The organism is Actinacidiphila yanglinensis, assembly GCF_900107965.1.
Taxonomy (GTDB): domain Bacteria; phylum Actinomycetota; class Actinomycetes; order Streptomycetales; family Streptomycetaceae; genus Actinacidiphila; species Actinacidiphila yanglinensis.
In genome coordinates, this window is sequence record NZ_FNVU01000001.1 from 245073 (window position 1) to 267105 (window position 22033).

Below are 22033 nucleotides of genomic sequence, written 5' to 3' on the forward strand. Positions count from 1 at the left end.
ACTGTGATGATTGCCGACCACGTGCGCGCCATCTGGTGCCGGGAGCTCCAGCGCGACGACCTGTCGCCCGACGACGATTTCTTCGCCCTCGGCGGCCAGTCCGTCATCATGGCGAGAATCCAGGGCGCTTTCCTCGACGAGCTGGACGTCGAGGTCCCGATCGACCAGATGTTCCTCAACCCGACGGTGGCGTCGATCTCCGCGTACATCGAATCGCTGGGCGCGGCAACTCCCTAGCGGTGGGACGCATTTCCGCTCCACCGTTCTTCCCCCGCGGATTTCACCGGAGTTCCCACCCCGATTCCACCGGAAGTTCCACCAGAAGTTCCACCAGACGTTCCACCACGGCGAATTCTCCGGCTGCGGCCGCATTGGGATACAGAAGACCACCGAGTAAGAGAGGCGCCATGTACGACGTCATTGTCATCGGTGCCCGTTGTGCGGGTTCGCCAGCGGCCATGTTGTTCGCCCGGCAGGGATACCGGGTCCTGCTCCTGGAGAAAGCGCGCTTCCCGCAGGACACGCTGTCCTCGCACTACATCCACCAGCCGGGCGTGGCGTTGCTGGGCCGGTGGGGGCTGCTCGACCGGCTGCGCGACGCGGGCTGCCCGCCGATCGACCGGGAGAGCTACCAGGGTCCCGGGGTCCGGATGGACGGCTTCTCGCTGCCCGTCGACGGCTACCGGACGACCTACGCGCCGCGGCGGTTCGTGCTGGACCCGATCCTGGCGGCCGGTGCGGTGGACTCCGGTGCGGACTTCCGGGAGTCCTGCGCGGTCACCGACCTGCTCTGGGAGGACGACCGCGTCGTCGGGGTGCGGTACACCACGCCCGAAGGCACCGAGGCGACCGAGCGGGCCCGGCTGGTGGTCGGCGCCGACGGCATGCGGTCCCTGGTGGCCCGCAAGGTCGGCGCGCAGAACGTCGTCGAGCACCCGCGGATGACCTGCGTCTACTACAGCTACTGGTCCGGGGTGAACACGGGCTTCGAGCTCTCCGAGCGGCCGGGGCGCTGGGTCGCCGCGCTCCCCACCAACGACGACCTCACGCTGATCATGACCTACTTCCCGCAGGGCGAGTTCTCCGAGGTCCGCCACGCGGTGGAGACGCACTACCTCGAAGCAGTCCGCAGCACCACCCCCGCGCTGTACGAGCGGATGTCGGCGGGCACCCGCGAGGAGCAGATGTACGGCACGGGCCACCAGGAGAACTACTTCCGCAAGGCGTACGGCCCCGGGTGGGTGCTGCTCGGCGACGCGGTACACCACAAGGACTCCATCACCGCCCGCGGTATCACCGACGCCTTCATCCAGGCCCAGTCGCTCACCGACCTCATCGGCGAGGGGCTGCACGACGACACCGCGGTGCAGGCCGCGCTGCGCCGCTACGAGGCCGACCTGCACGACGTCTTCCTCAACTTCTACCAGGGCGTCCTCAACGTGGCCGAACTCAAGCCCGAGGGGCGCACGGAGATGCTGCGCAAGCTCGTCGGCCACCAGGGCCTGATCGACCGGTACTTCTCCACGGTGTCGGGCGCCTGCACCTTCGACGACTTCTACAACGCCGAACTCTTGACGGTTCTCGACCAGAGCTGAGTGGCGGGGCGCCCCCGGGCAGTCCTGCCGATTTGGAGACACAATGATCCCGTTGTCGTTCGCGCAGCGCCGGCTGTGGTTCGTGGACCGCTTCGAAGGCCCTTCGGCCACCTACAACGGCGCCTTCGCCCTGCGGCTGACCGGCGAGCTGGACGTGGCCGCGATGGAGTCGGCGCTCCGTGACGTCGTCGCCAGGCACGAGGTCCTCCGCACGGTGATCGTCGAGGGCGACGACGGCGTCCCGCACCAGCAGGTACTGGCCTCCGACCGCAGGCCGTTCGAGCTGCCCGTGGTCGACGTCACCGCCCGGGAGCGGGCGGCGGCGGTCGACGAGGTCGCCACCGGGACCTTCGACCTGGCCGCCGACGTGCCGATCCGCGCCAGGCTGCTGCGGTGCGGGCCGCGCGAGCACACCCTGGTCCTCGTCGCCCACCACGTCGCCGTGGACGGGGAGTCCTTCGGACCGCTGTTCCGCGACCTCACCACGGCGTACGCGGCCCGTGCGGCCGGCGGCGCCCCGGCGTGGGAGCCGCTGCCGGTGCAGTACGCGGACTACACGCTGTGGCAGCGTGACCTGCTCGGCGACGACGCCGATCCGGACAGCCTGGCCGCCGGGCAACTGGAGTACTGGCGGGAGACGCTGGCCGACCTGGTGCAGCCGCTGGCGGTGCCCACCGACCGCCCGCGCCCGAAGGCGATGAGCCACCGCGGCGACCAGGTCGCCTTCTCCATCGACCCCGACCTGCTGCGCTCCGTGGAGCGGCTGGCCGCGCAGGCGGACACCACGGTCTCGATGGTGATGCACGCCGCACTGGCGGTCCTGCTCCACCACCTCGGGTGCGGTGACGACGTGCCCATCGGCGCGCCGATCGCCGGCCGCACCGACGAGGAACTGCGCGACCTCATCGGCTTCTTCGTCAACACCTGGGTGCTGCGCGTCGACCTGTCCGGGAACCCGACCTTCCGCGAGCTGCTGCAGCGGGTGCGGGACCGGGCCCTGGCGGCGTACGACAACCAGGACATGCCGTTCGAGCGGCTGGTGGAGCTGCTGAACCCGGACCGGTCGACCGCCTACAACCCGTTCTTCCAGGTGATGCTCTCCTGGCAGCCGCCGGTGCCGGACCTGGAACTCCCGGGCCTGGAGGTCGCGGCCGAGCGGCTGGAGACCGGCACCGCCAAGTTCGACCTGTTCTTCGACATGCTCCCGCACGCCTCGGGCGGGGCGCGCTGCCGGCTGGAGTACGCCACCGACCTGTTCGACCGGGACACCGTCGAGCGGCTGGCCGGCCGGTTCGTCCGGGTGCTGGGCCGGCTGGTGGCCGACGCCGGAGGCCGGGTCGGCGGCATCGACGTGCTCGACGCGGACGAGCGGCGGCAGTTGCTCACCCGGTTCGACGCCGATTCCGCGGCGGTGCCCGAGCAGACCGTCCCCGAGATGTTCGAGGAGCAGGTCGCCAGGACACCGGACGCACCCGCGCTGGTCTGCGGCGACCGGACCCTCAGCTACCGGCAGCTGGACCAGCGGGCGAACGCCGTCGCGAGGGAGCTGGTCCGCCGCGGCGCCGGCCCCGAGGACCTCGTGGTGCTGGCGCTGCCGCGCACCGAGGACCTGGTGGCCGGCCTGCTCGGCATCCTCAAGTCCGGTGCCGGCTACCTGCCGATGGACCCGCAGTACCTCAGCGGGCGGGCGGAGGTCGTGCTGGCCGAGGCGGGCGCGCGGTTCGCCGTCACGGACACCGCGACCTGGCGGGAGCTGCCGCAGGCCGGCCTCACGGCCGTGAACCTCGACCACCGGGAGCAGTGGGCGCCGCCGGACGACGCCGGGCGAAGCGCGCCGCCGACCCCGGACAACCTCGCGTACGTGATGTACACCTCCGGTTCAACGGGCAAGCCGAAGGGCGCGGCGATCACCCACCGGAACGTCGTCAACGGGGTACGCGAACTCGTCCGCGTGCTGGGCGCGCCGCCGCCCGGCTGGCGCATGCTGGCGGGCACCTCGGTGAACTTCGACGTCTCGGTCTTCGAGCTGCTGTCCACCCTGTCCACCGGCGGCACCGCCGAGCTGGTGCCCAACGCGCTGGCGCTGGCCGAGCGGGACACCTGGGACGGCCAGGTGATCAGTGCGGTCCCCACGGTGCTCGGCGAACTCGTCGGGCACCTGCCGAAGACCACCGGCGTGCGCACGGTTGTCTTCGCCGGCGACGTGCTGCCGGCCCGGCTGGTACGGCAGGTACGCGAGGCGCTGCCCGGCGTGCAGGTGGTCAACTCCTACGGGCAGAGCGAGAGTTTCTACGCCACCACCTTCTCCCTCGCCGGGGCCGAGGAGTGGCCGCAGCACGAGGTCGCGCCGATCGGCACCCCGCTGGGCAACATGCGCGCCTACGTCCTCGGCCCGGGACTCGCCCCGGTCCCGCAGGGCGTGATCGGCGAGCTGTACGTGGCGGGGACCTGCCTCGGCCGCGGCTACCACGACCGCCCCGGCCTGACCGCCGAGCGCTTCGTGGCGAACCCGTTCGGCTCCGGGGACGGGCCGCTCCTGCCTGGCGGGCGAGGAGGGAGGATGTACCGCACGGGCGACCTCGCCCGGTGGAACGCGCGCGGCCGGTTGGAGTGCGTGGGCCGGAGCGACGGCCAGGTCAAGGTCCGCGGCTTCCGCATCGAGACCGCCGAGGTCGAGGCGGCCTGCACCCAGCACCCCGGGATCAGCGAGGCGGTGGTGGTCAGCCGCGAGGCGCCCTCCGGCGGGCGCCGGCTGGTCGCGTACGTGGTGCACGTCGGCGAGGGCGCGGTCGGCGACGACGGCGCCGGCGGTATCGGCGACGTGGACGTGCAGGCGGGGGCGTCGGCCGCCGAGCTGCGCCGGTTCGTGGCGGCCCGGCTGCCCGACTACATGGTGCCGTCGGCCTTCGTGGTCCTCGGCCGGATGCCGCTCGGCCCGACCGGCAAGCTGGACCGCTCGGCCCTGCCCGAACCCGAGTTCGTGGGCGAGGGTTACCAGGAGCCACGGAACGGGACCGAGGCGGTCATCACCGCGGCGTACGCGGACGTGCTCGGCGTGGACCGGGTCGGGATCGAGGACGACTTCTTCGCGGTGGGCGGCGACAGCCTGCGGTCGATCCAGGTGGTGGCGCGGGCGCGGGCCCGGGGCCTGGAGCTGACCACGCGGGAGATCTTCGAGTGCCGCACCGCGGCCCGGCTGGCCGAGGCGATCGCCGCCCGGCAGGACCCGGCGCCCGCGCTCGCGGAGGAGCCGGGCGGCGGCATCGGCCCGATGCCGTTGCAGCCCGTGGCGCGGCAGGTGTTCGACCACGGCGGCGGCACGGACCGGTTCGCGATGGCGATGGTCCTGGAACTGCCCGCGGGCATCGACGCCGACGGCCTCGCCGCGACCCTGGAGGCCGTGCTCGACCGGCACGACCTGCTGCGCGCGCGGCTGGTCCGCGGTGAGGAACCCTCCCTCCTGGTCCGCCCGGCCGGCGCGGTGCGGGCGGCGGACCTCGTCCACCGGGTCGCCTGCGACGGCCGGTGGGACGAGCCGTCCGCGCTGGAGGCGGCGAAGGCGGAACTGGACGAAGCCGTGGGGCGGTTGGACCCCGAGGCCGGCACCATGGCGGACTTCGTCTGGTTCGCCCCCGGCACCGGTGCGGGCCGGCTGCTGATCGTGCTGCACCACCTGGTCGTGGACGGCGTCTCCTGGCGGATCCTCATGTCGGACCTCGCCGAGGCATGGCAGCAGGTCGCCGCAGGCAAGGCGCCGGAGCTGCCCGCGGTCGGCACCTCGGCCCGCCGCTGGGCCTCGGCGCTGCGGTCCGAGGCCCTCAGCACCGAGCGGGAGGCGGAGGTGGCGTACTGGCGGGACCTGCTCGCCGCGCCCAACCCCCCGCTGGGCGGCCGGGCGTTCGACCCCGCGGTGGACGTGATGTCCACGGTCGACACCGTGCGGGTGCAGCTGCCCGCCGACGTCACCGAGGCGGTCCTGACCACGCTGCCCGCGGTGTTCAAGGGCACCGGGACCGACGTGCTGCTCGCCGCGCTCGCCCTGGCGGTGGACCGGTGGCGCGGCGAGGAGCGCTCGACCCTGGTGCGCCTGGAAGGACACGGCCGCGAGGAGCACGTCGTCCCCGGCGCCGACCTGTCCCGCACCGTCGGATGGTTCACCAGCATGTACCCGGCCCGGGTCGACGTGCGCGGGGTGGACCTGGCGGACGTGCTCGCAGGCGGCCCCGCCGCCGGGCGGGCGGTCAAGCGGGTCAAGGAGCAGCTGCGCACGGTCCCCGACAAGGGCGTCGGGTACGGGCTGCTGCGCTACCTGAACCCGGAGACCGGCCCGCAGCTCGCCGAACACCCGGTGCCGCAGATCGGGTTCAACTACCTCGGCCGGATCTCCGGCTCCGACGTGCCCGAGCACCTGCGGGCCCAGGGCTGGGGCCCGGCGTCCTGGTCCGCCGAGCTGGTGCCGGCGCCCGACCCGGACCTGCCGGCGCTGTCCGCGCTGGAGGTCAACTCGGTGGCCACGGACACCGCCGACGGCGTCCGGCTGCAGGCCGCCTTCATGTTCCCCACCGGGCTGCTGTCCCGCGAGCGGACCCGCGCGCTGGCCGAGCTGTGGGTCGAGGTGCTGCACGGCATGGCCGCGTACGCCGCCCGCCCCGGCATCGGCGGGCTCACCCCCTCCGACACCCCGCTGGTCCGGGTCCGGCAGGAGGAGATCGAGGCGTGGGAGACCCGCTACGGCCGGCTGGCCGAGGTGTGGCCGATGCCGCCGTCGCAGTCCGGCATCCTGTTCCAGGCCGCGCTCGCCGACGGCACCTTCGACGTCTACCACATGCAGTTCGTGCTGCACCTGACCGGGCACGTGGACCCGGCGCGGATGCGGGCCGCCGGGCAGGCACTGCTGGAGCGGTACCCGAACCTGCGCTCGGCGTTCGTCACCGGGACGGGCGGCGACGGGGTGCAGGTGGTGGCGGAGCACGTGGCCATGCCGTGGCGGCACGTCGACCTGACCGGCCGGCCCGCGTCCGAGCAGGACGCGGCGCTCGACGCCTTCCTCGCCGAGGACCGCGCCGATCAGCTCGACCCCACCCGGCCGCCGCTGATGCGGCTGGCCCTGCTCACGGTCGGGCCGCAGCGGGCGAAGCTCGTCATCACCGCGCACCACGCCCTGTTCGACGGCTGGTCGTCGCCGTCGGTGATCACCGACCTGATCCGGCTGTACGCCGCGGCCCACGAGCTGTCGCCGGTCCGCAGCTACGGCGACTACCTGGCGTGGCTGTCCGCCCGGGACCGGGACGCGTCGGCCGCCCGCTGGGCGGAGGAGCTCGCCGGATTCGACCAGCCGACCCTGGTGGCGCCGAACACCCCGCTCAAGGAGACGGCGTCCGCCCTCGGGCGGGTCGAGGTGCCGCTGTCGATCGACCAGGGGCGCGAACTCGCCCGGCGGGCCGCGGAACTCGGGGTCACCCTCAACACCCTCCTGCAGGCTGCGTGGGCCATCCTGCTGTCGAAGCTGACCGGGCAGCAGGACGTGGTGTTCGGCGCCGCCGTCAACGGCCGCCCGGCGGACCTGGCGGGTTCGGACGAGATGGTCGGCCTGTTCATCAACACCCTGCCGATCCGGGTGTTCTGCCGGCCGGAGCAGAGCGTGGCCGAGGTCGTCACCACGCTCCAGCAGCGGCAGACCGCGCTGCTGGACCACAACTACTACGGGCTGGGGGACATCCAGCGCGGGGTCGGGCTGCCCGCGCTGTTCGACACGATCGTGGTGTTCCAGTCCTACCCGATCGACCGCGAGGGCATGGTCGAGGCGAACACCTCCGCGGGGTTCACCATCGACGGCATCCGCCCGTTCGCCGGCTCGCACTACGCCCTCACCCTCAACTCCTCCGACCCCTACCTGCGGACTTCCCTGGACTACCAGGACAACCTCTACGACCGCGCCGCGGCCGAGGTGATCGCGGTCCGGCTGGCCCGTGTGCTGGAACAGGTGCTGGCCGATCCGACGGTGCCTGTCGGTGCCGTCGAGGTGCTGGCGGACGACGAGCGCGACCTGCTGGTGCGGCGGGTCAACGACACCGCCCGCCCGGTGGCCGCCGGCACCCTGCCGGGCGCGTTCGAGGCCCAGGTGGCGCGCGACCCCGACCGTGTGGCCCTGATCGGCGAGCACGAGACGCTGACCTACCGGGAGTTCAACGCGCGCGCCAACCGGCTCGCGCACTGGCTGGTCGAGCAGGGCGCGGGGCCCGAACGGCTGGTCGCGGTGCGCCTACCGCGCTCGGTCGACCTGATGGTGGCGATCTACGCGGTGGTCAAGGCCGGCGCGGCGTACCTGCCGATCGACACCGACCTGCCCGAGGACCGGGTGCGGCACGTGCTGGACAGCGCGCGGCCGCTGCTGGTGCTCGACGCGGCGCTGCCGGACGTGTCCGGCCGGCCGGCGGACGACCCGCGGCGGACCCTGACCCCGGACAACGCCGCCTACGTCATCTACACCTCCGGGTCCACCGGCGGGCCCAAGGGCGTGCCGGTGGCGCACCGTTCGATCATGAACCGGCTGGCGTGGGGGATCGGACACTTCGAGGTCGGCCCGGAGGACCGGGTGCTGCTCAGCACGTCGGCGAGCTTCGACGTGTCGGTGCCGGAGCTGTTCGCCCCCCTCCAGGTCGGCGCGGCCGTGGTGATCGCGCGGCCGGACGGCCGCCGGGACCCGGCGTACCTGGCCGAGCTGATCCGGCGGGAGCGGGTGACCGGGGCGGACTTCGTGCCCTCGCTGCTGGAGGCGTTCGTCGCCGAGCCCTCGGCGAAGGAGTGCACCACGCTGCGCTGGATCGAGGTCGCGGGCGAGGCGTTCCCGGCCGCGCTGGCGAACCGGTTCGCCGACCTGCTGCCCGGGTGCGGGGTGCACAACCTCTACGGGCCCACCGAGGCCTCGGTGGAGGTGACGGCGGGGCGGCACGTGCCCGGCGCGGACAAGGTGCCGATCGGCACCCCCATCTGGAACACCCAGGTGTACGTGCTGGACGCGGCCCTGCGCCCGGTCCCGACCGGCGTGGCCGGCGAGCTGTACCTGGCCGGGGCCGGCCTGGCCCGCGGCTACCTCGGCCGGACCGACCTGACCGCGCACCGCTTCGTCGCCTGCCCCTACGGCGCACCCGGAACCCGGATGTACCGCACCGGCGACCTGGTCCGGTGGACCGAGGACGGCCAGGTCGAGTACATCGGCCGCACCGACTTCCAGGTCAAGGTCCGCGGCTTCCGGATCGAGCTGGGCGAGGTGGAGGCGGCACTGACCGCGCACCCGGACGTCGACAGCGCGGTGGTCGTGGTGCGCGAGGAGCACGCCGGCGACCAGCGGCTGGTCGCGTACGTGGTGCCCCGCGACGGCACGGCGGGCGGGTCCGGGCCGGACCTGGCGGCGCTGACGGACCTGGCGCGGGAGCGGCTGCCGGAGTACATGGTCCCCTCGGCGATCGTGCCGCTCGCCGAACTCCCCCTGACCTCCAGCGGGAAGCTCGACCGCAAGGCGCTGCCCGCACCCGACCGCGCCGCGGCCGCCACCGGACGCGGCCCGCGCAACCGCACCGAGGAGGTCCTCTGCCGGCTGTTCGCCGAGCTGCTCGGCGTGGCGGAGGTCGGCATCGACGTCGACTTCTTCGACCACGGCGGGCACTCGCTGCTGGCCACCCGGCTGGTCGGCCGCATCCGCGCGGAGCTCGACGTCGACGTGAAGGTCACGACGGTGTTCCGCCATCCGTCCGTCGCCCAGCTCGCGGGCCGGATGGAGAAGCTCACCACCTCGAAACGCCCGCAACTGCGACCGATGAACGTGCAGGAGTAGCGTCGATGATCCCGTTGTCCTTCGCCCAGCGCCGGCTGTGGTTCCTCCAGCGTCTGGAGGGCCCCTCCGCGACCTACAACATCCCGTTCGTGCTGCGCCTGGAGGGGGCGCTGGACACGGCGGCCCTGGCCGCGGCGGTGACCGACGTCGTCACCCGGCACGAGAGTCTGCGCACCCTGATCGTGGAGGACGCGGACGGCACCCCGGAGCAGCGCATCCTGCCCCCGCACGAGGCGGTCCTCCCGTTCCCGGTGGTCGACGTGGCCGCGGACGCGGTCGACGCCGCGCTGCACGCGGCGGCGCGCGAGGGGTTCGCGCTGGACACCGAACTGCCGCTGCGGGCCACGGTGTTCCGGACCGCCGAGCAGGACCACCTGCTGGTGTTCGTGTTCCACCACATCGCCGCGGACGGGTCGTCGATGGCGCCGTTCCTGCGGGACCTGGTGTCGGCGTACACCGCCCGCCACCAGGGGAGCGCGCCGCAGTGGACGCCGCTGCCGGTGCAGTACAAGGACTACACGCTGTGGCAGCAGCAGCTGCTGGGCGACGAGGCCGACCCGGAGAGCATCGCCGCGTCCCAACTCGACTACTGGCGAGGGGAACTGGCCGGGGTGCCGCAGCCGGTGCAGTTGCCGCTGGACCGGCCCCGGCCGGCCGTCGCCGGCCATCGCGGCGGCCACGTCTCCTTCGAGCTGGACCCGGAGGTCGTCGCGGGCCTCGGAAAACTGGCCGCGGACCACGGCGCGACGGCGCCGATGGTGGCCCAGGCGGCCCTGGCGGTGCTGCTGCAGAAGCTCGGCGGCGGGCCGGACGTGACGATCGGCAGCCCGATCGAGGGGCGCACCGACGAGGCCCTGGCCGACCTGATCGGCTCCTTCATCAACACCTGGGTGCTGCGCGCCGACCTGTCGGGGAACCCGTCGTTCGGCGAGCTGCTGGAGCAGGTGCGGGACAAGTCCCTGGCCGCGTACGACAACCAGGACGTCCCGTTCGAGCGGCTGGTGGAGCTCCTCGACGTGGAGCGGTCCACCGCCTACCAGCCGCTGTTCCAGGTGATGCTGGCCTGGCAGTTCGTCTGGCCGCGGATCGAGCTGCCGGGTCTGCGCGCCACCCCGGTGCCGGCCGGCACCGGGACCGCGAAGTTCGACCTGTACGTCAACATCGTCCCGGACGCGTCCGGGCGGGCGCACGGCCGGCTGGAGTACGCGGCCGACCTGTTCGACCCGGCCACGGCCATGGCCATGGTGGACCGGTTCGTGCGCGTCCTGCGGCACGTGGTCGCCGACCCGGCCGTGGCCCTCGCCGACCTCGACGTGCTCGGCGAGGACGAGCGGAGCTGGCTGCTGCGCACGGCGAACGACACGGCCGAGCCGACCCTGGAGCCCGGCCTGGTGGAGACGGTGGCCCGGCACGCGCGGGCCACCCCGGACGCGCTCGCCGTCATCGGCGAGGGGGAGTCGCTGACCTACCGTGAACTGGACGCGCGAGCCGACCGGTTGGCGCACTGGCTGATCGGCCTCGGCGTGCGGCCGGAGTCGCTGGTCGCCGTCCGGCTGCCCCGGTCGGTGGATCTCGTGGTCGCGCTGCTGGCGGTGCTGAAGGCGGGCGCGGCCTACGTCCCGATCGACCCGGACCACCCGCGGGCCCGGATCGACCACATCCTCCGGGACTCCCGGCCGGCCCTCGTGCTGGACGCCGGCACGCTGGCCGGTGCCTCCGGTGCCTCCTCCCGTGCCTCCGATGCGTCGGCCGGTACCGACGATGCCGGGGAGCCGGCCCTGCCGGTCCGCGTCTCGCCGCAGAACACCGCGTACGTCATCTACACCTCCGGCTCGACCGGCAACCCGAAAGGCGTCGCGATCTCGCGCGGCGCGCTCGCGAACTTCCTTGCCACGATGGGCCGCAGGGTCCCGCTGACGGCCGCGGACCGCTGGCTCGCGGTGACCACCATCTCCTTCGACATCGCGGGACTGGAGCTGTACCTGCCGCTGGTCTCGGGAGCGGCGGTGGTGCTCGCGGGCAAGGACACCGTCTCCGACCCAGCGGCCGTCGTGGCGCTGATGCGCCGTCACCAGGTCAGTGCCGTTCAGGCGACGCCGTCCTTCTGGCGGATGCTGGTGACCCACGAGCCCGACGCGGCGCGGGGCGTGCGGGTGCTGGTCGGCGGCGAGGCGCTGCCGGCCCGGCTGGCCGCGACCCTGGCCGGCGCCGCGGGCGAGGTGTTCAACGTCTACGGCCCGACCGAGACCACCATCTGGTCGACGATGGCCGCCGTCGTGCCCGGCACGGGCGTGGCGATCGGGTCGCCGATCGGGAACACCCGGGTGTACGTGCTCGACGCGGCCTTGCGGCCGGTCCCGCGCGGGGTGAACGGCGACCTGTACATCGCCGGCGACGGGCTGGCCCGCGGCTACTTCGGCCGCCCGGAGCTGACCGCGGAGCGTTTCGTGGCCTGCCCGTTCGGCCCGGCCGATGGGCCCCTCCTGCCCGACAGCGGGCCGGGAGGGAGGATGTACCGCACCGGTGACCTGGTGCGCTGGAGCGGGGACGGCCGGCTGGAGTACGTCGGGCGTACCGACTTCCAGGTGAAGGTCCGGGGCTTCCGGATCGAGCTGGGCGAGGTCGAGCACGCGCTGGCCGGGCATCCCGGCGTGGCCCAGGCCGTGGTCGTGGTGCGCGAGGACCGGCAGGACGACAAGCGCCTGGTCGGCTACGTGGTGCCCGCGCCGTGCCCCGCGGCCGCGGCGACCGGCGTACCGGCCGAGGCCGGCGCGACCGGCGCACCGGCCGGCACCGATCCCGTGAGCGCGCTGCTCGCCGAGCTGCCCGGCCACCTGCGCGGGCGGCTGCCGGACTACATGGTGCCGTCCGCCTTCGTGCCGCTCGCGCGGGTCCCGCTGACCCCGAACGGGAAGGTGGACCAGCGGGCGTTGCCGGCACCGGACTACGCGCAGGCATCGGCCGGCCGGGCGCCGCGCGACCGGCGCGAGGAGGAGCTGTGCGCGCTCTTCGCCGAGGTGCTCGGCCTGGGCGACGTCGGCATCGACGACGACTACTTCGCCCTGGGCGGGGACAGCATCCGCTCCGTCCAGGTCGTCGCGCGCGCCAAGTCCCGCGGCATGGCGGTCAGCGTGCGGGAGATCTTCGAGTACCGCACCGTCGCCCGGATCGCCGGACTGCTGGCGGAGCGCGACGGCGAGCGGGACGCCGCGGCGCCGGCGCTGGCCGAACTGCCGGGCGGGGGTACCGGTCGGACCCCGCTGACCCCGGACGCGGCCCGGCTCCTCGCGCGGGGCGGTGACCTCGGCCGGCTGTCCCGGGCCGGCGTGCTGACCCTGCCCGACGGCATCGACCGCGCCGGGCTGCTGCGGGTGGTGCAGGGGCTGCTGGACCGGCACGACGTGCTGCGTGCGCGGCTGGACCGGGCCCGGCCCGGCCTGTGGATCGAGCCGCCCGGCGGCCTGGACGCCGGGCCGCTGCTGCGGCAGGCCGCCGGCGGCGACGCCGGAGTCGCGGCCGAACGGGAGGCGGCGGACGGCCGGTTGGACCCGGACGCGGGGGTCATGGCCCAGTTCGTGCGGTGCCCGTCCGGCACCGGTCCCGACCGGCTGCTGATCGTGCTGCACCAGCTGGTCGTGGACCGGGAATCCTGGCGGATACTCGTCGCGGACCTGGTGTCCGCCCTGCGGGCGGTCCGGGACGGGCGCGATCCGGAACCGGCCGCGCCGGGCACGTCGTTCCGCCGGTGGGCGCATGTCCTGGCCGACGAGGCGGTCGACCCTCGTCGGGTGGCCGAACTTCCCTTCTGGCAGGGCGTCCTGGACGGCGGCGAGCCGCAGCCGGGAGGGCGCGGGCCGGATCGGGCGCGGGCTTCCGGCGAAGCCGCCGGCACCGCGGACACGGTCCGGGTCCAGCTGCCGCCGGAGGTCACGGAGACGCTGCTGACCGCGGTGCCCGCGCTGTTCCGCACCGGCGCCTGCGACGCGCTGCTGGCCGGGCTCGCGCTGGCGCTGGCCCGCCGACACCGTGCGGGGAGGACCTCCGGCTTCTCGCCGCTGGTACGGATGGAAGGGCACGGCCGGGAGGAGCAGCTGGCCCCCGGCGCCGCCCTGTCGGGCACGGCCGGACCGCTTGCCGTGTCCTTCCCGGTGCGGCTTGAGCTGCCCGGGATCGACGTGGCGGACGCCTTCGCCGGCGGTCCGGCCGCCGGACGGGCGGTCAAGGCCATCAAGGAGCTGCTGCGGGCGATACCGGACCACGGCATCGGCTACGGCCTGCTCCGCCACCTCAACTCCGGGACGGCCGAGGTGCTGGCCGCGGCGCGTGTGCCGCGGATCGGCTTCCGCCATCTCGGCCGCACCTCCGGCGCGGACGTCCCCGCCGACCTGCTCGCCGCGGGCGGGACACCGGACCCGGCACACGCGGACCTGATCGCCCTGCCGGACCGGGACATGGCGGCGGCGTCGGACCTGGAGATCGAGGTGCACGCCGCAGCCACCCCCGCAGGGGACGTGCTGACCGCCTCCTTCGCCTTCGCCACCGGTGCGTTCGCCCGCGACGAGGTCGCCGAGCTGGCCGGGCTGTGGACCGAGGCGGTGACCGCCCTGGCCCGGCACGCCCGGACGCCCGGTGCCGGCGGGCTGACGCCGAGCGACGCCCCGCTGGTCGGCGTGCGCCAGGAGGAGATCGACACCTGGGAGGACCGGTTCGGCACGCTCGCGGAGATCTGGCCGGCGACCCCGGCGCAGTCCGGCATCCTGTTCCACACCCTGCTGGCCGGGACGTCGTTCGACGCCTACCACATGCAACTGGTGTTCCACCTCTCCGGCGAGGTCGACCCGGACCGGATGCGCCGGGCCGGGCAGGCACTGCTGGAGCGTTACGCCAACCTCCGCGCGGCGTTCGTCGACCGGGCGGACGGCGGCGTCGTGCAGGTGGTGACGGCCCGGCGGGTGGAGCTGCCCTGGCAGTACCTCGACCTCACCGGCGCGACCGGCGCGACCGGCGCGACCGGTGAGCCGGACGGGAGCGAGGCGTTCGAGCGGTTCCTGGCCCGGGACCGCGCCGCCCACTTCGACCTCGGCAGCCCCCCGCTGATGCGGATGGCCCTCGCCGTCCTGGAGCCCGGCCGGGCCGAACTCGTGGTGACCGCCCACCACGCGCTGTTCGACGGCTGGTCGATGCCGCTGCTGATGCGGGACCTGCTGCTGCTCTACGCGTCGCACGGCGACCCGGCCGGCCTGCCCGCCACGCGCGGCTACGGCGAGTTCCTGGCCTGGCGGGCCCGGCAGGACCAGGACGAGGCGGCCCGCGCGTGGGCGGCCGAACTCGACGGGATCGAGGAGCCGACCCTGCTCGCCCCGGGCTCGGAGAACGCGGACCCCGAGGGCGTCGCCCAGGTCGACGTCGCGCTCGCACCGGAGGAGGCGCGCCGGCTGGCCCGGCGTGCCGCCGAGCTCGGCGTGACCGTCAACAGCCTGGTCCAGGGCGCCTGGGGGCTGCTGCTCGGCCGGCTCACGGGCCGCCAGGACGTGGTGTTCGGCACCACCGTCTCCGGGCGCCCGCCCGCGGTGGCCGGCGTCGAGACGATGGTCGGGATGTTCATCAACACCGTGCCCGTACGCGTCGGGTACGCGCCCGGCGACTCCCTCGCCGACGTCCTCACCCGCGTGCAGGGCCGACAGGCCGCCCTGATGGAGCACCACCACCAGGGCCTCACGGAGATCCAGCAGTCCGTGGGCCTGCCGTCGCTCTTCGACACGCTGGTCGTCTTCGAGTCCTACCCCATCGACCAGGAGGGCCTCAGCGCCGCCGCCCGCGCCGCGGACGGGATCACCTTCACCGGCCTGCGCCCCTCCAACGGCACCCACTACCCGCTGGCCCTGATGGCGGCGGCCGACCCGCACCTCCAGTTCGTCCTCCAGTACGCGCCCGGGGTCTTCGCGCGGGACACGGTCGAGGTCTACGCGGACCGCTTCGCGCGGGTCCTGCGGCATCTGGCCGACACCCCCGACCTCAGGACCGCGGACGTCGACGTGCTGGAGCCGGCCGAACGCGCCCGGCTGCTCGGGGAGTTCAACGACACCGCGGCCCCGACGCCCGCCGTCGCCGTCCACGGTTCGGTCGAGGCGCAGGCGGAGCGCACCCCGGACGCGGTCGCCGTCGTCGCCGAGGGCGCGTCGCTGACGTACCGCGAGGTGAACGCCCGGGCTGACCGGTTGGCGTGCGCACTGGCCGGGCGCGGCGTGGGACCGGAGTCGGTGGTCGCGGTGGCGCTGCCGCGGTCGGCGGACCTCGTCGTCGGGCTGCTGGCGATCCTCAAGGCGGGCGCCGCCTACCTGCCGGTCGACCCGAGGTACCCCAGCCACCGGCTGGCGGCGATCTTTGGGGAGGCCCGCCCCGGCCTGGTCCTGACCGACACCGGGACGGTCCCGGTACTGCCGCCGCACGACGCCCCCGACCTCCTGCTGGACACACTCGACCTGTCCGAGGACGTTCCGCCCCTCGAACGCGCGGTGCACCCGGACCAGTTGGCGTACGTGATGTACACCTCCGGCTCCAGCGGCAAGCCCAAGGGCGTCGCCATCACCCACGCGAACGTGGTCAACGGCCTGCTCCGGCTGGCCCCCCGGGTGGGCATGGAGCAGGGCCGGCGGCTGCTCGCCGGCACGTCGGTCAACTTCGACGTCTCGGTGTTCGAGATCTTCACCACCCTCGCCCACGGCGGGATCGTCGAGCTGGTCAGGGACGTCCTGGTGCTCGGCGAGCGGGAGCGCTGGAGCGGTGGCGTCATCTCCACCGTGCCGTCCGCCTTCGCCGAACTCGTCGACGGCATCCGGGACCGGGTCGCCGTCGAGACGCTCGTCTTCGCCGGAGAGGCGCTGCCCTCCGCGCTCGTCGGCAAGGTCCGCGCGGCCTTCCCGGGAGTGCGCGTCGTCAACGCCTACGGGCAGAGCGAGTCCTTCTACGCCACCGCCTTCACCGTCGGCGAACCGGGCGGCGCCGCCGACACCGCCGCCGCGCCGCGGGGCCGGGCGGGCAGCGCGCCCGTCGGGACCCCGCTGGGCAACATGCGGGCCTATGTCCTCGGCCCCGGCCTGGACCTGCTGCCGCAGGGCGCGGTCGGCGAGTTGTACGTCGGCGGCAACATCGGCCGCGGCTACCGGGGACGGCCGGAGCTGACCGCCGAGCGCTTCGTCGCCGACCCGTTCGGGCCGCCGGGAGCGCGCGTCTACCGCACCGGTGACCTGGCCCGCTGGAACGACTCCGGACAACTGGAGTACGCGGGCCGCGGGGACGCGCAGGTCAAGGTGCGCGGCTTCCGGATCGAGCCCGCCGAGGTCGAGGCCGCGCTCGGCGCGCACCCCGCGGTCGCCCATGCGGCCGTCGTTGCCCGCCGGGCCGCCGGGGGGAGTAGCCAACTCGTCGGCTACGCGGTGCCGTCGGGGGAGTCGGGGGAGGTCGGCGCGGAGGAGGTCCGCCGGTTCGTCGCCGAGCGGCTGCCGGAGTTCATGGTGCCGTCCGCGGTGGTGCTGCTGGACCGGCTGCCGCTGATGCCCAACGGCAAGCTGGACCGGGCCGCGCTGCCCGAGCCGGAGTTCGCCGGCGCCCCCTACCGTGCGCCGCGCACCTCCCGCGAGGAGACCCTGGCCGCGCTGTTCGCCGAGGTGCTGGGCCTGGAACGGGTCGGCATCGACGACAGCTTCTTCGAGCTCGGCGGGCACTCGCTGCTCGCCACCCGCCTGATCAGCCGCGCACGCGCCGAGATGGGGACGGAGATACCCATCCGCAAGATCTTCGACCTGCCGACGGTGGCGGCGCTCGCCCCGTGGCTGGAGGAACCGGCTGCTCCCCGTCGACCCAAGCTGCGCAAGATGATCGTAGAGGAGTGAAGCAATGATTCCGCTGTCATACGCCCAACGGCGTTACTGGTTCCTGCACCAACTGGAGGGCGGGGAGACCTGGAACATGTCGGCGGCGTTCCGGCTGACCGGGTCACTGGACGAGGCCGCCCTCGACGCGGCGATCCGCGACGTGGTGGAGCGGCACGAGATCCTGCGCACGGTGTACGTGGCGGACGACGACGGTGAGCCGCACCAGCGGATCCTCCCGCCGGCGGACGCGTTGCGGCAGGTGCGGCTGCCGGTGACGGACGTGGCGCCGCAGGACGTGTCCGGCGCGGTCGACCGGGCCGTCGCGCACGGCTTCGACCTGGCGACCGAGATCCCCTTCCGGGCGAGCCTGCTGCGCTGCTCGCCGCGCGAGCACGTGCTGGTCATGATCATCCATCACATCGCCACGGACGGCAGCTCCGGCGCCCCGCTCGCGAGGGACCTGGCCGCCGCCTACACCGCGCGCCGGGACGGCGGGGCGCCGCAGTGGGAGCCGCTCCCCGTGCAGTACAAGGACTACACGCTCTGGCAGCGCGAGGTGCTCGGCGACGTCGCGGACCCGGACAGCCTCGCCGCGTCGCAGATCGAGTACTGGCGCGAGGAACTGGCCGGGATACCGCAGCCGTTGACGCTGCCGCTGGACCGTCCGCGGACCGACGAGGTGATCACGCACGGCGACGCGGTCCCCTTCGCGGTGCAGCCGGAGGTGACGGCCGGGCTGGAGAAGCTGGCCGCCGAGCGCGGCACCACCATGTCGATGGTCCTGCAGGCCGCCTTGGCGGTGCTGCTGTCCAAGCTCGGCGCCGGGGACGACGTGCCGATCGCCAGCCCGATCGCCGGACGCACCGACGAGGCGCTGGCCGACCTGATCGGGTGCTTCGTCAACAACCTGATGCTGCGGGTGAACCTCTCCGGCGACCCGTCCTTCGCCGACCTGCTCACCCAGGTGCGCAACAAGGCGCTGTCGGCCTACGAGCACCAGGACGTGCCCTTCGACGTGCTGGTCGAGTCGATCAACCCGGACCGCTCCGCCGCCTACCGGCCGCTGTTCCAGGTGATGTGCGGCTGGCAGAACTACGACCGGCCGACCTTCGAACTGCCCGGATTGCAGGTGGAGTTCCAGCAGGCCCTGACCGCCAAGACCATGGTCGACGTCTACTTCAGCATGGGCCTGGACGAGTCGGGAACGCTGCACGGCGACATCCAGTACGGCACCCGGCTGTTCGACCGGGACACCGTGGAGGACATGGCCGCCCGCTTCGAGCGGGTGCTGGAGCAGGTGGTCGCCGACCCGGGCGTGCGGGTCGGGAACGTCGACGTGCTGAGCCCGCAGGAGCGGCACCGGCTGCTGGTCGAGGTGAACGCCACCGCCGAACCGACCCTGGAACAGGGGCTGCTGGCGGCGGTGGACGAGCAGGTGCGAGCGGCGCCGGAGGCCCTGGCCGTGATCGGCGAGGACGAGTCGCTCAGCTACCGGGAGCTGGACACCCGGGCGAACCGGCTGGCGCACTGGCTGGTCGACCGCGGGGTGCGGCCGGAGTCGCTGGTCGCGGTGTGCCTGCCCCGGACGGTGAACCTCATGGTCGCGCTGCTGGCGGTGCTGAAGGCCGGCGGCGCCTACGTGCCCGTCGACCCGGACCACCCGCGCTCCCGGATCGACCATGTCCTGCGCCAGGCCGATCCGGTACTGGTGCTCGACGCGGCCACGCTGGACGGCGCGGACTGCTCGGGATGTCCGGGCACCGCACCCGAGGTGACGGTCCGTCCGGACACCACCCAGTACGTCATCTACACCTCGGGTTCGACCGGGACCCCGAAGGGGGTCGCGGTGCCGCGCGGCGCGGTGGCGAACTTCGTGGCCGCGACCCGGCGGCGGTTCCCGCTGTCGGTGGGGGAACGGATGCTGTTCAGCACCACCGTGTCCTTCGACATGGCGAACACCGAGCTCTACCTTCCCTTCGTGTGCGGCGCGACCATGGTGATGGCCAGGAAGGACACCGTCACCGACCCGTCGGCCGTGCTGGCGCTGATCCGCCGGCACGAGGTCTCCGCGGTGCAGGCCACGCCCGGGTTCTGGCAGATGCTGCTCACCTACGCGCCGGACGCTGCGAAGGGCCTGCGGATCATCACCGGCGCGGAGGCGGTGCCGGCCCGGCTGGCCGAGACGCTGGCCGAGCAGGCCGCCGAGGTGGGCAACTGGTACGGCCCGACCGAGACGACGACCTGGTCCACCATGGCGCCGGTGCGGACCGGGGCCGGGGTGGCGATCGGGACGCCGGTCGGCAACACCCAGGTGTACCTGCTCGACACGCGGATGCGCCCGGTGCCCCGCGGGGTCCAGGGCGAGCTGTACATCTCCGGCGCAGGGGTGGCCCGCGGCTACCAGGGCCGCCCGGACCTGACCGCGGAGCGTTTCGTGGCCTGCCCGTTCGGCCCGGCCGACGGCGGGCCGGGAGGGAGGATGTACCGCACCGGCGACCTGGCGCGGTGGAACCGGGACGGCCGGCTGGAGTACATCGCGCGTACCGACCACCAGGTCAAGGTCCGGGGGTTCCGGATCGAGCTGGGCGAGGTCGAGCACGTGCTGGCCGGGCATCCCGGCGTGGCCCAGGCGGTGGTCGTGGTGCGCGAGGACCAGGAGGGCGACAGGCGCGTCATGGGCTACGTGGTGCCCTCGGCGCAGGCCGAGGCATCCGGCGAACCGCTGGCGGACCAGCTGTCGGGGTACTTGCGGGAGCGCCTGCCGGACTACATGGTGCCCGCCGCGGTGATCCCGCTGGCGGAGATCCCGCTCACCCCGAACGGGAAGCTCGACCGGCAGGCCCTGCCGTCGGAGCACGCGCCGACCGAGGGCGGCGGCGAGCCGCGCGACGTCAACGAGGAGAAACTCTGCGCGCTGTTCCGCGAGTTGCTCGGCAGGGAGCGGGTCGGCATCCACGACGACTTCTTCGCGCTCGGCGGCCACTCGCTGATGGCCACCCGGCTCAGCGTCCGCCTCCGCAAGGACTTCGACGTCGACATCCCGCTGCGGACGATCATCAAGTTCCCCACGGTGGCCGAGCTGGCCTCGCTGGTGCTCATCGGCGGCATCCCGCTGGACAACGCCGACCCGTTCGCGGTCGTGCTGCCGCTGAACACCGACCCCGGCACCGGGAAGGAGCCGCTGTGGTTCTTCCACGGCGGAGGCGGCCTCGGCTGGGCGTACTTCAGCTTCGTCACGCACGTGCAGGACCGGCCGGCCTACGCCCTGCAGTCCCGCGGCTCCGACGGCGTGGACACGCTGGCGGGGTCGGTGGAGGAGATGGTCGACGACTACATCGAGGAGATGCTGAGGATCCAGCCCGAGGGGCCCTTCCACCTCATCGGCTGGTCCTACGGCGGCACGGTGGTCCAGGCCGTCGCGGCGGGCCTCGACCGGCGCGGCCACGAGGTCGCCCTCGCGGCCATCCTGGACTCCCAGCCGGGCGGGCACGGCTTCACCGAGATCCACGCCGGCAAGACCCTGGCGGACTACCGGGCCGAACTCGAGGTCTTCTTCGGGCAGTACATCGTCACCGACAACCAGCAGAACTTCCTGGACACCATGTCGAAGGTGCTGGCCAACAACACCCACCACATCATGGACTTCGAGTCCCCGGTCTACCGCGGCGACGTGCTGTTCTTCAGCGCGACCCTCAAGGACGAGCGGTACGGGCACCTGTGGCGGCCGTACGTCCTCGGTGACATCGAGGTGCACGACGTGCGCGCCATGCACCACGACATGAACATGCCCGCGCCGGTGGCCGAGGTCATGGAGGTCGTCAACCGCAAGCTCGCGGCGGGGTGACCGGACACCGGTCTCCCGGGGCCGTTCCACCGTGCCGTCGCAACGCCGTCGCACCGCGCCCTCGCAAGGAGCGGTGGCGGGGTGCCGTCGAAGAATGTCGCCGTCGAATGGATGATTGGGGTTGGTCGGGGTGAGCGAGCCCGGCAGGTCCGCGCGGGACCGGGATCGGACCGTGCTGCTGTGCGTGCCCTTCGCGGGGGCGGGACCGTCGTTCTTCCACCCGTGGCGGGAGCTGGCCGGCGACCGGTGGCGGGTGGTCCCGGTCGAACTGCCCGGCAGGGAGCGGCGGTTCCTGGAGACGCCGTACCGCAACGTGGTGGAGGCGGCGAAGAACTCGGTGGACGACATCGTCGCCGAACTCGGCGCCGGCGCCCGGACCGTGCTGTTCGGGCACAGCCTGGGTGCGGTCCTCGCCTACGAGCTGGTGCACCTGCTGGGCACGCGTGACGTGCGCGTCGAACGGTTGGTGGTCAGCGGCTCCCCGGGGCCGTGGACGCAGCGCGAGCGGCGGGCGACCGGCCTGCCGGACGAGGAGTTCCTGGCCCGGGTCGAGGAGTTCGCGGGGTTCCGGCACGAGGCCCTCGACCACCCGGAGATGCGCGAGCTGATCCTCCCGGTGCTGCAGGCCGACTGCGAGATGCACGAGAACTACGTGCCGAGCACCGACGACCCGGTCTCCGTGCCGATCTGCTCGCTGCGGGGCAGCTCGGACGGCCTGGTCAGCGCGGACCAGGGCCGCGAGTGGCGGCACGCGACCACGGGCGGGTTCGGCTACGCGGAGTTCCCGGGCGACCACATGTACCTCGTCGACCGCGCCCGGGAGGTGCTGGACCTGATCGAGGCGGAGTCGGCCGGCCCCCGGTAACGCCGTGTCAGCGGTGTGACA

6 protein-coding genes are annotated in these 22033 nt (G+C 73.5%); all 6 read left to right on the forward strand.

Annotation, left to right across the window (positions count from 1 at the left end; genetic code table 11):
- Positions 1-6 precede the first annotated feature (6 nt).
- The 6 genes from C4U44_RS01140 (at position 7) to C4U44_RS01165 (ending at position 22012) form a co-directional block, all read left to right on the forward strand.
- Entirely contained in the window at positions 7-237 is a 231-nt protein-coding gene (locus C4U44_RS01140) for a phosphopantetheine-binding protein (protein ID WP_103883645.1), read from the forward strand.
- A 170-nt stretch (positions 238-407) separates the two neighbouring features.
- Positions 408-1595, forward strand: a complete 1188-nt coding sequence (locus C4U44_RS01145; RefSeq protein ID WP_103883646.1) for an NAD(P)/FAD-dependent oxidoreductase — start codon at positions 408-410, stop codon at positions 1593-1595.
- 43 nt (positions 1596-1638) lie between these two features.
- Entirely contained in the window at positions 1639-9429 is a 7791-nt protein-coding gene (locus C4U44_RS01150) for a non-ribosomal peptide synthetase (RefSeq protein WP_103883647.1), read from the forward strand.
- 5 nt (positions 9430-9434) lie between these two features.
- Positions 9435-17321, forward strand: a complete 7887-nt coding sequence (locus tag C4U44_RS01155) for a non-ribosomal peptide synthetase (protein ID WP_103883648.1) — start codon at positions 9435-9437, stop codon at positions 17319-17321.
- A gap of 4 nt (positions 17322-17325) precedes the next feature.
- Positions 17326-21147 carry a non-ribosomal peptide synthetase gene (locus C4U44_RS01160; RefSeq protein WP_103883649.1) on the forward strand — a complete coding sequence of 1274 codons (3822 nt, stop codon included), beginning with the start codon at positions 17326-17328 and terminating at the stop codon, positions 21145-21147.
- A gap of 130 nt (positions 21148-21277) precedes the next feature.
- A complete protein-coding gene (locus tag C4U44_RS01165) occupies positions 21278-22012 on the forward strand; it encodes a thioesterase II family protein (protein ID WP_235031721.1) in 735 nt (244 codons plus the stop codon).
- The last annotated feature ends 21 nt before the right edge of the window (positions 22013-22033 follow it).

Bases quoted from the DNA above. Each gene is read 5' to 3' on its own strand.
- C4U44_RS01140 (WP_103883645.1), top strand. From the start codon at position 7: ATGATTGCCGACCACGTGCGCGCCATCTGGTGCCGGGAGCTCCAGCGC.
- C4U44_RS01145 (WP_103883646.1), top strand. From the start codon at position 408: ATGTACGACGTCATTGTCATCGGTGCCCGTTGTGCGGGTTCGCCAGCG.
- C4U44_RS01150 (WP_103883647.1), top strand. From the start codon at position 1,639: ATGATCCCGTTGTCGTTCGCGCAGCGCCGGCTGTGGTTCGTGGACCGC.
- C4U44_RS01155 (WP_103883648.1), top strand. From the start codon at position 9,435: ATGATCCCGTTGTCCTTCGCCCAGCGCCGGCTGTGGTTCCTCCAGCGT.
- C4U44_RS01160 (WP_103883649.1), top strand. From the start codon at position 17,326: ATGATTCCGCTGTCATACGCCCAACGGCGTTACTGGTTCCTGCACCAA.